This is a genomic window from Streptomyces tatrensis (assembly GCF_049310065.1).
In the GTDB taxonomy this organism is placed as follows: Bacteria; Actinomycetota; Actinomycetes; order Streptomycetales; family Streptomycetaceae; genus Streptomyces.
In genome coordinates this window covers 4,897,819-4,910,523 of record NZ_JBMDLB010000011.1, presented here as the reverse complement: position 1 = coordinate 4,910,523, position 12,705 = coordinate 4,897,819, and the positions used below count along the sequence as shown (strand labels likewise).

General features: G+C 73.5%; 12 protein-coding genes. 7 read left to right on the top strand and 5 right to left on the bottom strand.

Features of this window, described 5'->3' with window-relative positions:
• Positions 1 to 36: 36 nt before the first annotated feature.
• The 5 genes from ACODT5_RS38205 (at position 37) to ACODT5_RS38185 (ending at position 5,390) form a co-directional block, all read left to right on the top strand.
• Positions 37 to 576, top strand: coding sequence for a bacterial proteasome activator family protein (locus ACODT5_RS38205; RefSeq protein WP_356506752.1), 540 nt, complete (start codon positions 37 to 39; stop codon positions 574 to 576).
• A 482-nt stretch (positions 577 to 1,058) separates the two neighbouring features.
• Positions 1,059 to 1,958, top strand: coding sequence for an NTP transferase domain-containing protein (locus ACODT5_RS38200; RefSeq protein WP_422523594.1), 900 nt, complete (start codon positions 1,059 to 1,061; stop codon positions 1,956 to 1,958).
• On the top strand, positions 1,955 to 3,286 hold the full coding sequence (locus tag ACODT5_RS38195) for a molybdopterin molybdotransferase MoeA (RefSeq protein WP_422523593.1): 1,332 nt from the start codon (positions 1,955 to 1,957) through the stop codon (positions 3,284 to 3,286). The genes ACODT5_RS38200 and ACODT5_RS38195 overlap by 4 nt, the downstream gene beginning before the upstream one ends.
• Complete coding sequence (locus ACODT5_RS38190) at positions 3,274 to 4,374, top strand: potassium channel family protein (RefSeq protein ID WP_422523592.1); 1,101 nt, start codon at positions 3,274 to 3,276, stop codon at positions 4,372 to 4,374. Before ACODT5_RS38195 ends, ACODT5_RS38190 begins: the two co-directional genes overlap by 13 nt.
• A gap of 38 nt (positions 4,375 to 4,412) precedes the next feature.
• Positions 4,413 to 5,390: an NAD(P)H-quinone oxidoreductase gene (locus ACODT5_RS38185; RefSeq protein WP_422523591.1), complete on the top strand. Its 978-nt coding sequence runs from the start codon at positions 4,413 to 4,415 to the stop codon at positions 5,388 to 5,390.
• 253 nt (positions 5,391 to 5,643) lie between these two features.
• Here ACODT5_RS38185 and ACODT5_RS38180 read toward each other — a convergent pair whose 3' ends face one another.
• From ACODT5_RS38180 to pdhA, 3 genes are read right to left on the bottom strand one after another with little or no spacing between them, the layout of a single operon-like run.
• Entirely contained in the window at positions 5,644 to 7,020 is a 1,377-nt protein-coding gene (locus ACODT5_RS38180; protein ID WP_422523590.1) for a dihydrolipoamide acetyltransferase family protein, read from the bottom strand.
• Entirely contained in the window at positions 7,020 to 8,018 is a 999-nt protein-coding gene (locus ACODT5_RS38175; protein WP_422523589.1) for an alpha-ketoacid dehydrogenase subunit beta, read from the bottom strand. Before ACODT5_RS38175 ends, ACODT5_RS38180 begins: the two co-directional genes overlap by 1 nt.
• On the bottom strand, positions 8,015 to 9,166 hold the full coding sequence (gene pdhA / locus ACODT5_RS38170; protein WP_422523588.1) for a pyruvate dehydrogenase (acetyl-transferring) E1 component subunit alpha: 1,152 nt from the start codon (positions 9,164 to 9,166) through the stop codon (positions 8,015 to 8,017). Before pdhA ends, ACODT5_RS38175 begins: the two co-directional genes overlap by 4 nt.
• Positions 9,167 to 9,344: 178 nt before the next feature.
• On the opposite strand from pdhA, the gene ACODT5_RS38165 reads away from it, so the two are divergent.
• Both ACODT5_RS38165 and ACODT5_RS38160 read left to right on the top strand, forming a co-directional pair.
• Positions 9,345 to 9,917: an Lrp/AsnC family transcriptional regulator gene (locus ACODT5_RS38165; RefSeq protein WP_422523587.1), complete on the top strand. Its 573-nt coding sequence runs from the start codon at positions 9,345 to 9,347 to the stop codon at positions 9,915 to 9,917.
• Positions 9,918 to 10,010: 93 nt separating this feature from the next.
• Positions 10,011 to 10,451, top strand: a complete 441-nt coding sequence (locus tag ACODT5_RS38160) for a hypothetical protein (protein ID WP_422523586.1) — start codon at positions 10,011 to 10,013, stop codon at positions 10,449 to 10,451.
• Positions 10,452 to 10,455: 4 nt separating this feature from the next.
• On the opposite strand, the gene ACODT5_RS38155 is transcribed toward ACODT5_RS38160, so the two are convergent.
• Both ACODT5_RS38155 and ACODT5_RS38150 read right to left on the bottom strand, forming a co-directional pair.
• Entirely contained in the window at positions 10,456 to 11,043 is a 588-nt protein-coding gene (locus ACODT5_RS38155; protein WP_422523585.1) for a TetR/AcrR family transcriptional regulator, read from the bottom strand.
• Positions 11,040 to 12,602: a 3-hydroxyacyl-CoA dehydrogenase gene (locus tag ACODT5_RS38150; RefSeq protein ID WP_422523584.1), complete on the bottom strand. Its 1,563-nt coding sequence runs from the start codon at positions 12,600 to 12,602 to the stop codon at positions 11,040 to 11,042. The genes ACODT5_RS38155 and ACODT5_RS38150 overlap by 4 nt, the downstream gene beginning before the upstream one ends.
• Positions 12,603 to 12,705: the final 103 nt, after the last annotated feature.

The following is a 12,705-nucleotide window of genomic DNA, read 5'->3' as shown; positions in this document are numbered from 1 at the left end:
CCGTGTGAATACGAAGGTGTGCGAGAGAATGACGGCATGGAGATGCCGAGGAGTGAACGGTCGCAGGACAGCCCCCCGCCCGGCCTGATCGTGGGGCAGGACGGGTTGCCGGTCGGCGGCGCCGATGACGAGTCGCGCGAGGTCCCGGTGACGGAGATGGTCGAACAGCCCGCCAAGGTCATGCGGATCGGCAGCATGATCAAGCAACTCCTGGAAGAGGTACGCGCCGCACCTCTGGACGAGGCCAGCCGGGTCCGTCTGAAGGACATCCACGCGGCGTCCGTGAAGGAGCTGGAAGACGGCCTGGCTCCCGAGCTGGTCGAGGAACTGGAGCGCCTGTCCCTCCCCTTCACGGAGGAAGCGATCCCCTCCGAAGCGGAACTGCGCATCGCCCAGGCCCAGTTGGTGGGCTGGCTGGAAGGCCTGTTCCACGGCATCCAGACGGCCCTGTTCGCGCAGCAGATGGCGGCGCGGGCCCAGCTGGAACAGATGCGCCGCGCCCTCCCGCCGGGCTCCTCCCACGAGGACGACGAGGACGGCCCCCACGGCGCCATCCGCTCGGGCCCGTACCTCTAACCCCACCCCGCCCAACCCCTCCGGGGCCGCCCCAGGGCGGCCCCGCAGCCATGCCCGGACCACACCCGACCCGGCGGACGTCCAAGGCCCGGGGTCCGGCCACATCCAGCCCCGCCGACATCCGAGGCCCGGGCAAATCCAGCCCCGCCGGCGTTTGAGGCGCGGGCAAATCCAGCCCCGCCGGCGTTTGAGGCGCGGGTCAGGGCAGAGCCCTGGGAACGGTGGAAGGGCGGGTAGGGGACTTCCCTCCGCGCAGCGGCGAGGGGCTGCGCGGACTCCGCCCCGCGCAGCGGCGAGGGGTTGCTGCGGGGACTTGCCCCGCGCAGCGGCACGGGTCGCTGCGCGGGACCTCACCCCGCGCCCCGTCAAGCATCGCTGCGCGGACTGCACCGCACCGGCAGCCACACCCGCCCCGGGCGACCGGTTAAGAACCCGGTAAACGCCACAGCCCATCCGGCCCCGCCCGCCCCCATACTCGGGGGATGACCTACGACGCCATCGTCCTGGCGGGCGGCACCGCAAGCCGCCTGGGCGGAGCCGACAAACCCGGCCTGCTCGTCGGCGGCCGCCCCCTCCTGGACCGCGTCCTGGACGCCTGCGCAGACGCCCGCACCACCGTCGTCGTGGCCGGCCGCAGGCCGACGTCCCGGCCCGTGCACTGGGCCAGGGAGGACCCCCCGGGCGGCGGCCCCCTCGCCGCGCTGGACGCCGGGCTGCGCCACACCACCGCCCCGCTGGTCCTCGTACTCTCCGCCGATCTGCCCTTCCTGGACCGGGACACGGTCCACTCCCTGCTCCGAGCCCTCGACGCGCCCGGGCACCACACCCGGGAGGGAGCCCTGCTCCGGGACCCGGACGGCCGCGACCAGCCCCTGGTCGCCGCGTACCGCGCGGAGCCCCTGCGCAGGGAAATCGCCCTGCTGGCCACCGAACACGGCTCGGTGAACGGCCTCCCCCTGCGCGCCCTCACCGCCGAACTCGATCTCGCCCCGGTCACCGCGGCTGCGCCACTCGCCTCCTTCGACTGCGACACCTGGGACGATCTCGCCGCCGCCCGCGCCCGAATCAGAGAGCATGGAACCGTGCTGGAGCAATGGATCACCGCCGTCAAGAACGAGCTGGGCATCGACGTGGCCGTCGACACCAAGACCCTGCTCGACCTCGCCCGTGACGCCGCGCACGGCGTCGCCCGGCCCGCCGCCCCGCTGACGACCTTCCTCGTCGGCTACGCGGCCGCCCAAGCCGAAGCCGCCGGCGCCGACCCCGCGCAGGCCGTGGCCGAGGCCTCCCGCAAGGCCGCCGAACTGGCCCTGCGCTGGGCCGCGGAAGGCGAGGCCGCCGGCCCCGAGGCCACCGGCCCCGAAGCGACCGGCTCCGGATGACCGCCGACCCCGGCACCGACGCCGACCGCGCCCTCGACCAGGCCCTCGCACTGGTCAGCCGCGCCCCCCGTTCCGACGCCGCCGGCGGTGGCAGTGGCGCCGCGGGTGGTGGCGGCGGCCACCGCGCCGCGACCTGGCTCCGGGCCCGGGAGACCGCCACCCGCGCCGGCTCGGCCGTCCGCGGCCGCACCCACCGGGTCCCGCTGGCGGCCGCCCTCGGCGAGGTGCTGGCCGCGCCCCTCGACGCCCTGGGCGACCTGCCGTCCTTCGACACCTCCGCGATGGACGGCTGGGCCGTCGCCGGGCCCGGCCCCTGGACCATCCGCCCCGGCGCAGCCGCACTGGCCGGGAGCGAGCGCCCCGCACCCCTCGCGGACGGCGAGGCCGTACGGATCGCCACCGGCGCCCGGATCCCCGCGGACACCACCGCCGTGATCCGCAGCGAGCACTCCCGCGAGGCCGGCACCCTGCTGTACGCGCAGCGGCCCGTCGCCACCGGTCAGGACATCCGCCCGCGCGGCCAGGAGTGCCGCTCCGGCGACCTGTTGCTGCCGGCGGGCTCCCTGGTGACCCCGGCCGTCCTCGGCCTCGCCGCGGCCGCCGGGTACGACGAGCTCACCACCCGCCCCCGGCCGCGCGTGGAGATCCTGGTCCTCGGCGACGAGCTGCTCACCGAGGGCCCCCCGCACGACGGCCTCATCCGCGACGCCCTGAGCCCGATGCTGGGCCCCTGGCTGACCCGGCTCGGCGCCGAGGTCATCGCCGTCCGGCGGCTCGGCGACGACCCGGCGGGCGCCGAAGCACTGCTGGCGGCCGTCACCGGCTCCGCCGCCGACGTGGTCATCACCACCGGCGGCACCGCCTCCGGGCCCGTCGACCACGTCCACCCCGTGCTCGCCAAGGCCGGCGCCGAACTGCTCGTCGACGGGGTCGCCGTACGGCCCGGACACCCCATGCTGCTGGCCCGCCTCGGCGACGGCCCCGACAGCCGCCACCTGGTGGGCCTGCCCGGCAACCCGCTGGCCGCCGTATCCGGGCTGCTCACCCTCGCCGAACCGCTGCTGCGCGCCCTTGCCGGACGGCGTCCGCGCCCCCGGTACGTGGTGCCGGTGGAGGGCGACGTACCGGGCCACCCGCACGACACCCGTCTCGTACCGGTGCTGCTGACCGAGGACCACGCCGTACCGTTGCGCTACAACGGGCCGGCGATGCTGCGCGGCGTGGCAGCCGCGGACGCGCTGGCCGTCGTACCCCCGAACGGGGCGCGGTCCGGACAGGAGCTGGAGATCCTCGATCTCCCGTGGGCCTCAGGGGGATGTTTCACGTGAAACTTCACGGATCCGACGCGATGGCACGCGGCGCCGACGAGAAACTCGTCTCGCGCCGCATCAAACTGCCCAAGCGCATCGTCGAAAAGCCGCTCCGGCAGGTCTCCCGGCGCCTGCTGATGGCGCTGTTCGTGATGTTCCTGACGGTCCTGATCGTGTGGATCGACCGCGGCGGCTACCACGACAACGCCAACGACAAGGTCGACTTCCTCGACTGCGTCTACTACGCGACCGTCACCCTGTCGACGACCGGCTACGGCGACATCGTCCCGTACAGCGACAGCGCGCGGCTGGTCAACATCCTGCTGATCACCCCGCTGCGCGTGCTGTTCCTGATCATCCTGGTCGGCACCACCCTGGAAGTCCTCACCGAACGGACCAGGGAAGAGTGGCGGCTCAGCCGCTGGAGGAAGAACTTGCGCGAGCACACGGTCGTCGTCGGCTTCGGTACGAAGGGCCGCTCCGCCCTCCAGACCCTGCTGGCCACCGGCCTCAGCAAGGAGCAGGTCGTCATCGTCGACCCCAGCGCCAAGGTGATCGACATCGCCAACGCGGAGGGGTTCACCGGGGTCGTCGGCGATGCCACGCGCTCCGAAGTCCTGCTGCGGGCCGAGATCCAGAAGGCCCGTCAGATCGTCATCGCCACCCAGCGCGACGACACGGCGGTCCTGGTCACCCTGACCGCCCGCCAGCTCAACCGCGGCGCGAAGATCGTGGCGGCCGTCCGGGAAGAGGAGAACGCCCCGCTGCTGCGCCAGTCCGGCGCGGACGCGGTCATCACGAGCGCGAGCGCGGCGGGCCGGCTGCTCGGGCTCTCGGTGCTCAGCCCGAGCGCGGGCACGGTGATGGAAGACCTCATCCAGCAGGGCAGCGGGCTCGATCTGATCGAGCGTCCGGTCAACCGCGCGGAGGTCGGCAAATCGGTCCGGGACACCGACGACCTGGTCGTCAGCGTCCTGCGGGGCCACCGCCTGCTCCCGTACGACGATCCGCACGCGAGCCCCCTCCAGCTGACGGACCGTGTGATCACCATCGTCCGCGCGACCCCGCCGAGTTCACCGCCGGTGATACTGGGGTCGGCCGAGTAGCCCTCCGCCCGGCGGGCCCTACCGGTAGCCTCCGGGCCATGTATGCGATCACCATCGAAGAGCCCGGCGGCCCCGAAGCCCTGGTGTGGGCCGAGGCACCCGACCCGGTGGCCGGCGACGGCGAGGTCGTCGTCGAGGTGGCGGCGAGCGCCGTGAACCGCGCCGACGTCCTGCAGCGGCAGGGTTTCTACAACCCTCCGCCCGGCACCTCGCCCCATCCCGGCCTGGAGTGCTCCGGGCGGATCTCCGCGATCGGGCCCGGGGTGTCCGGCTGGTCGGTCGGCGACGAGGTGTGCGCGCTGCTCTCCGGCGGCGGCTACGCGCAGCGGGTGGCCGTCCCGGCGGGCCAGCTCCTGCCGGTACCGGCGGGAGTGGACCTGGTGACGGCGGCGGCCCTCCCGGAGGTCGTCTCCACGGTCTGGTCGAACGTGTTCATGGTGGCCGGCCTGCGCCCGGGCGAAACCCTCCTCGTGCACGGCGGATCGAGCGGCATCGGGACGATGGCGATCCAGCTCGCGAAGGCCGTGGGCGCGCGGGTCGCGGTCACCGCGGGCGGCAAGGAGAAGCTGGCGCGCTGCGCCGAGCTGGGCGCCGACATCCTGATCGACTACCGCGAGCAGGACTTCGTGGAGGAGATCCGGGCGGCCACGGACGGCGCGGGGGCCGATGTGATCCTGGACATCATGGGCGCGAAGTACCTGACCCGGAACGTGGACGCGCTGGCCGTCAACGGCCGCCTCGCGATCATCGGACTCCAGGGCGGGGTCAAGGCGGAGCTGAACCTGGCCGCCCTGCTGGCGAAGCGCGCGGCCATCACCGCCACCACCCTCCGGGCACGGCCCCTGGAGGAGAAGGCGGCGATCGTCGCGGCCGTACGGGAACACGTGTGGCCCCTGATCGCAGCGGGCCGCATCCACCCGGTGGTCCACGCGACGTACCCCATGCGGGACGCAGCCGAGGCCCACCGCGTCCTGGAATCCAGCGCCCACGTGGGCAAACTGCTCCTGACCACATGACCTGACCGAGGTGCCGGGCGCCGCTGCGCGGGCGAAGTCCCCGCAGCACCCCTCGCCGCTGCGCGGGGCGAAGTCCCCTCCCCGCCCTTCGCCCGTTCCCCGGGCTGCGCCCGGACCCCCTGGGGCTCCGTGATCTTTCAGCCCGTCCGGCGTTTGAGGACCGGGTCCGGGCAGCGCCCGGGGAACGGTGGAAGGGCGGGTAGGGGACTCCGCCCCGCAGGGCAGACCACCCGCACCCGCCCCACCAGCGGAGCTACAGGCTGCGCAGCAGCACCGAGGGCGACTCGACGCAGTCGGCGACGTACCGCAGGAAGCCGCCCGCCGTGCCACCGTCACACACCCGGTGATCGAACGTCAGCGACAGCTGAACGACCTGCCGGACCGCCAGCTCCCCCTGATGCACCCACGGCTTCGGAATGATCCGGCCCACACCGAGCATCGCCGCCTCGGGGTGGTTGATGATCGGCGTGGAGCCGTCGACCCCGAACACCCCGTAGTTGTTCAGGGTGAAGGTGCCGCCGGTCAGATCGGCCGGGGCCAGCTTCCCGGCCCGGGCCAGCTCCGTGAGCCGGGCGAACTCGGCCGACAGCGACTCCGCGCTGCGCGTCTGCGCGTCCCGGACCACCGGGACCATCAGCCCCCGCTCCGTCTGCGCGGCGAAGCCCAGGTGCACGGCCGGCAGCCGGACGATCTCGTTCGCCGCCAGGTCCACCGTGGAGTTGAGCTCCGGGTGGCGGGCCAGCGCCGCCGTGCAGATGCGGGCGAGCAGTGCCAGCACCGAGATCTTGGGGCCGCCCGCGGCATTCATCGCCGCCCGGGTCGCCATCAGCTCGGTGGCGTCCGCGTCGACCCAGCAGGTGGCGTCCGGGATCTCGCGCCGGCTGCGCGACAGCTTGTCCGCGACCGCCCCGCGCACCCCCTTGAGAGGGATCCGCGTGGCGCCCTCCGGCGCCGTGGAGGCGGCGACGGGGGCCGCGACGGCCGGTACCTGCTCCGGTGCGCGCAGCGCCTTCTCGACGTCCGCGCGCAGGATCAGGCCGTCGGGGCCCGAGCCGCGCAGAGCGCGCAGGTCCACCCCGTGGTCCCGGGCCAGCTTGCGCACCAGCGGCGAGATCACGGGCACGGGTCCGGCGACGACGGCCGGTGCGATGGCCGCCGGTGCCGTGACGGCAGGTCCCGTGACCGCCGGCGCCGCGGCAGCCGTGACCCCGGCCGGAACCGGAACCGGACCCGCGGGAGCCGCCCCCGGCGCGGCGGAGCCGGGTCGCACCCGCCTCCGACGCGCCGGACGTGAATGGTCCGAGCCGTACCCGATCAAGGGCCGGGGCGCGTTCACGGAGTCCGAAGCCCCTCCGGGGGCGACGGCATCGGCCGGCACGCACGCCGCACCCACGGCCACCATGATCAGCGGGGCGCCGACGGGCAGTTCGGTCCCCTCCTCGCCGAAGCGGGCGGTGACCACGCCCCCGTACGGGCAGGGCACCTCCACCATCGCCTTGGCCGTCTCGACCTCGACGACGGGCTGGTCGATGGCGACGACGTCACCGACGGCCACCAGCCAGCGGACGATCTCCGCCTCGGTGAGCCCTTCTCCCAGGTCCGGCAGCTTGAACTCCATGACCTGCGGCATCAGTTCTCCCACTGCAGACGACCCACGGTGTCCAGGATCCGGTCCACGCCGGGCAGGTGGTGCTTCTCCAGCATCGGCGGCGGATAGGGGATGTCGAAGCCGGTGACGCGCAGCACGGGCGCTTCCAGGTGGTGGAAGCAGCGCTCCGTGACCCGGGCGGCGATCTCCGCGCCCGGTCCGCCGAAGCCGCCGGACTCGTGGACCACCACCGCGCGCCCGGTCCGGCGTACGGAGGCCACGACGGTCTCCTCGTCGAAGGGGACCAGCGAGCGCAGGTCCACGACCTCCAGGTCCCAGCCCTCCTCGCGGGCCGCCTCGGCCGCCTCCAGGCACACCGGCAGGGAGGGTCCGTAGGTGATCAGCGTCGCGCTGGTGCCGGTGCGCCGGACGAGCGCCTTGCCGATCCCGGGGACCGCCGCGGGCGCGTCGGGCACCCAGTCGGACTTGGACCAGTACAGCCGCTTCGGCTCCAGGAAGATCACCGGGTCGTCGCTGGCTATCGAGGCGCGCAGCAGTCCGTACGCGTCCTCGACCGTCGCCGGGGTCACGACGGTGAGGCCGGGGGTGGCCACGTAGTACGCCTCGGAGGAGTCGCAGTGGTGCTCCACCCCGCCGATCCCGCCGCCGTACGGCACGCGGATGGTGATCGGCAGCGACATCGCGCCCCGCGTGCGGTTGCGCATCTTCGCCACGTGCGAGAACAGCTGCTCGAAGGCCGGGTACGCGAACGCGTCGAACTGCATCTCCACGACCGGCCGCAGCCCGTACATGGCCATGCCGACGGCCGCGCCGAGGATCCCGGCCTCGGCGAGCGGGGTGTCCATGCAGCGGTCCTCGCCGAACTCCTTCGCGAGGCCGTCCGTGATGCGGAAGACCCCGCCGAGCGCCCCGACGTCCTCGCCCATGATGTGGACGGTCGGGTCCTCGGCCATGGCGTCGCGCATGGCCCGGTTCAGGGCCTGCGCCATCGTCGCCGGCTTCACCGCCACCGTGGTCACGATCCGTCCCCCTCTTCCTGCTCGGCCGCGTCCAGCTCGGCACGGAGCATGGCCGCCTGTTCGCGCAGCCGGTCGGTCTGGCCCGCGTAGACGTATGCGAAGAGGTCCATCGGGTCGACCACGGGCTCCGCGTTCATCCCGTCGCGGAGCGCCGCCGCCATCTCCTCGGCCGCGTCCTTGGCGGCCTTGATGCCCGCCTCGTCCAGCAGCCCGCGCGCGGTCAGCTCGCGCTCCAGCAGCTCGATCGGGTCGTGCGCCTTCCAGGCCTCGACCTCGGCGTCGCTGCGGTAGCGGGTGGCGTCGTCTGCATTGGTGTGCGCCTCTATGCGGTACGTGACGGCTTCGATCATGGTCGGTCCGCCGCCGGACCGGGCCCGCCGGACCGCCTCGGACAGCACCTCGTGCATGGCGGCGATGTCGTTGCCGTCGACGAGGCGGCCGGGCATCCCGTACCCCACGGCCTTGTGGGCCAGGGTCGGGGCGGCGGTCTGCTTGGCGAGCGGTACGGATATCGCGAAGCCGTTGTTCTGCACGAGGAAGACGACCGGCGCCTGCCAGACGGCGGCGAAGTTCATGGCCTCGTGGAAATCGCCCTCGCTGGTGCCGCCGTCGCCGACCATGGCGAGGGCGACCACGTCGTCACCGCGCAGCCGGGCGGCGTGCGCCAGGCCGACCGCGTGCGGCAGCTGGGTGGCCAGCGGCGTCGAGAGGGGCGCTATCCGGTGCTCGCGCGGGTCGTACCCGGTGTGCCAGTCGCCGCGCAGCAGCGTCAGCGCCTGTACGGGATCCAGTCCGCGCGCCACGGCCGCGAGGGTGTCGCGGTAGCTCGGGAAGAGCCAGTCCTGCTCCTCCAGGACCATCGCGGCGGCGATCTCGCACGCCTCCTGGCCGACGGTGGAGGGGTATACGGCCAGACGGCCCTGCCGGGTGAGGGCGGTGGCCTGCGCGTTGTAGCGGCGGCCGCGCACCAGCTCGGCGTAGCACCGGCGCATCAGCTCGGGGTCGAGCCGGTCGGCGGCCGGGGTGCCCAGCACGCGGTACGGCTCGGGGTCCGGGAGCAGCGGGGCGGCATCCGTACGGGGCCTCCAGGCGGGCGGCGGGGTGGAGCGGTGGGACGCACCAGCACCGGGCAGCTCTTGGACCGTCATGGCGGCGTACACCTCCTCGTGGGAAGCGGGCAGAAAGGGCCCCGGGTGTGAGGCGCCTCACCTACCGATTGTTCGGTTGTCCGGGCAATTTGGCTACAGGCGGCGCCAGGCTGTGGACAAAGTGGCGCCGACGCCCTGGTATGGGTGCAGGACGTCCAGGAGAGGCAGGCATCGGGCGATGACGGATGAACAAATGGCCGGAGCCGGTTCCGGAGCGGGGGGCGCACTCGGGGGCGCACCCGTACCGCCGGTATCCCCCGCGCCGGCGGCACCGCCCCGCCCGCTCGATCCGATCGACCGGTCGATCGTGCGGCTGCTCCAGGCGGACGGCCGCGCCTCGATACGCTCCGTCGCCGAGCAGGTGCACGTGTCCCGGGCCAACGCCTACGCCCGGATCAACCGCCTCATCGACGACGGGGTGATCCGGGGGTTCACCGCCCGCGTCAACCACGAACGGGCAGGTCAGGGCGCTTCCGCCTACATCACCCTGAAAATCGTCCAGAACTCCTGGCGGACGGTCCGCGAACAGCTCCGCGAGCTCCCCGGCGCCGCCCACATCGCCCTGGTCAGCGGCGATTTCGACGTCCTGCTCCTGGTCCACACCCCGGACAACCGCACCCTGCGCGAGCTGGTCCTGACCCGCCTCCAGTCCATCCCGGAGGTCCTGTCCACGCGCACGCTGCTGGTCTTCGAGGAAACGGATCTGCTGGCCCGCGACCAGAGCGCCGGCCCCACCATCACCGAGGACTGAGGTCCGCTCCCGAAGGGCCGTCTAGCCCTTCCGGCCGGGTCCCTCCTCCTCGCGCATGACAACCGGAGGTCCCGGGGGCCCGTCTGCCCGGACATGAACACCAGCGCCGCCCCCGACACCGGCCCCGCCCCCTCCCCCACGCCCCCACAGCGCCTGCCCGAGCCGCTGCGCTCCCTGTGCTGGGCCGCGGCCATGACCGCCCTCGTGGTGGCCCTGGGCTACGCGGCCCACCGCTGGGCGGGCCCCGGTACCGGCACGCCCCTGGAACCCCTGCCGGGCTCGCCGTGGCCGTACCTCACCGCGTGGGCCGTCCTCGGCTTCTGGGCGTTCCTGCTCGTGCGCCGGGTGGCGCACCACCTGGAGTGGGACGCCCTGCCCGCCGCGGCGCCCGTCTTCCTGGGCATCCGCACGGGCCTCGCCCACCGCCCCGACCTCGCGCTGCTCTACGGGTACGGCGCGGCAACCCTGGCCGCGGCGGCCGCCGCCGTCCTGGCGTGGCGCCTGCGCGTCCGAGCCGCGCACACCGGGGGCTGAGGGGTCAGCGGGCCGTGCGCAGGCCGTCCAGGGCCATGCTGACGACCGCGTCCGCGAGCTGGTCGGGGGTGGTGCCCGGGTGCGGGCGGTACCACTCGACCAGGGAGTTGACCATGCCGAAGAGCAGCCGGGTGGCGAGCCGGATGTCCACGTCCGCGCGCAGGTCGCCCTCGGCGGCGGCGGCCTTCAGCAGCTCCGCGACCTGGTGGTCGAACTCGCGGCGGCGCTCCAGGGCCCAGCGCTCGGTGCGGGTGTTGCCCCGGACCCGCAGCAGCAGGGTCACGTAGGGGAGCTCCGCGACGAGGACCTCGACCGTGCGGCGCGTGACGTACTCGACGCGTTCGACCGCGCGGCCCCGTATCGCCCCCGGCTCCGCCAGGACCGCGAAGAGCTCGTCCAGGGCCCGGCTGACGGCGCGGTGGAGCAGCTCCTCCTTGCCGGCGACGTGGTGGTAGATCGAGGACTTCGAGATGCCTGCGGCCTTGGAGAGGTGCTCCATCGAGGTGCCGTCGTAGCCGCGCTCGTTGAAGATCTGGACGGCGACGGAGAGGAGCGTCTCGGGCGTGTACGTGTCCCGCTTGACCGTGGTCATTCCGTGTCCCCCGCCTCTTCGTCCGGGCCCCCGTCGTCGACGCCCTCGTCGTCCGCACCCTCGTCGTCGCCCGCCGCGTAGCCCAGCTTGTACAGCGCCAGCGAGGGCGCGTACCGGCCGCCGGGGCAGCGCTCGTCGAGGTGGTGCAGCAGGTCGTACGCCCAGTCGCGGCCGAGCTTGTCGTGCCATTCGGCGGGGCCCGCCGGGTAGTTGACCCCGAGCCGCATCGCCGTGTCGATGTCCTCGGCGCCCGCCACCCCGCGCGCGACGGCGTCGGCGGTCAGGTCGATCAGCATCGCGACCGTCCGGGCGACGATCATGCCCGGGACGTCGCCGATGACGGAGACCTTCTTGCCGAGCTTCTGGAACAGCCCGACGGCCTCGGCGAGCGTCCGCTCGCTGGTGTCCTCGCTGATGGAGAGCGCGATCCGGGTGGCGCCGCGGTAGTCGAAGGCGAGGTCGAAGTAGACGACGTCGGCGAACTCGATCGCCGTCTTGCCGTCGGCGAGCACGAGCTGCCCCTCGCCGGGGAGCTGGATGTACGGGCCCCCGTGCTCGACGGCGGTGACCGCGATCCCGGCCTCCTCCAGCAGGTCGAGGAGGTCCGAGGCCGGTCCGAGGTCACCGACGACGGTCACCTTCGCGGGCGCCTCCTCCGGGCCCGCGGTGTGCGGGGCGGGCGCCTTCGCGTCGGGGCCGTAGGGGTACCAGCCGTGGCCCGACTTGCGGCCGAGGCGGCCCGACTGGACCAGCCGGCGCTGCGCGAGGGAGGGGGTGAACTTGGGGCTGCGGAAGAAGGACTCCCACACCGAGCGGGTGACGGCCTCGTTGACGTCCTGGCCGATGAGGTCGGTCAGCGCGAAGGGGCCCATCTTGAAGCCGCCGCTCTCGCGGAGCACGGCGTCGATGGTGGCCGGGTCGGCGCCCTGCTCCTCGTACACCGCGAAGGCCTCGGCGTAGAAGGGCCGGGCGATCCGGTTGACGATGAAGCCCGGGGTGTCGGCGCAGCGCACCGGCGTCTTCCCCCAGCCCAGGACGGTGGCGTACGCGCGGGTCGCGGCGGCGGGGTCCGTCGCGAACCCGGAGACCACCTCGACCAGCGGGAGCAGCGGGGCCGGGTTGAAGAAGTGCAGGCCCAGGAAGCGGCCGGGGTGCGCGAGTCCGGCGGCGAGCTCGGTGACCGAGAGGGAGGAGGTGTTGGTGGCCAGCAGTGCCTCCGGTGAAACCACCTCTTCGAGCGCCGCGAACAGCGCCCGCTTGACGGTGGCGTCCTCGACGACCGCCTCCACCACGAGGGCCGCGCCGGCCAGCTCCGTCAGCGCGGCCGCCGACGCGATCCGGCCGATCGCGTCCTCGGCCTCGACACGGTCCAGCCGGCCCTTGGCGGCCATCCGCTCGACGCGGTCCTGGACGAAGCCGACCGCGTCGGCGGCCATCGGGGCGTTGATGTCGTAGATCAGCACGCGGTGACCTGCGAGGAGGGCGACTTGGGCGATGCCCTGCCCCATGGTGCCGGCGCCGACGACCGCCACTGTGCGGGACCGCTCGATTGCTGTCATGCCCAGATCCTCCCGCACCGACTTGTCCACAGGTCTGCCGGGCCCTCTTGTCCCGACCGATCGTTCGGTTACTCTAACTCCAGTCTGCTCTTTCTCATCCCTT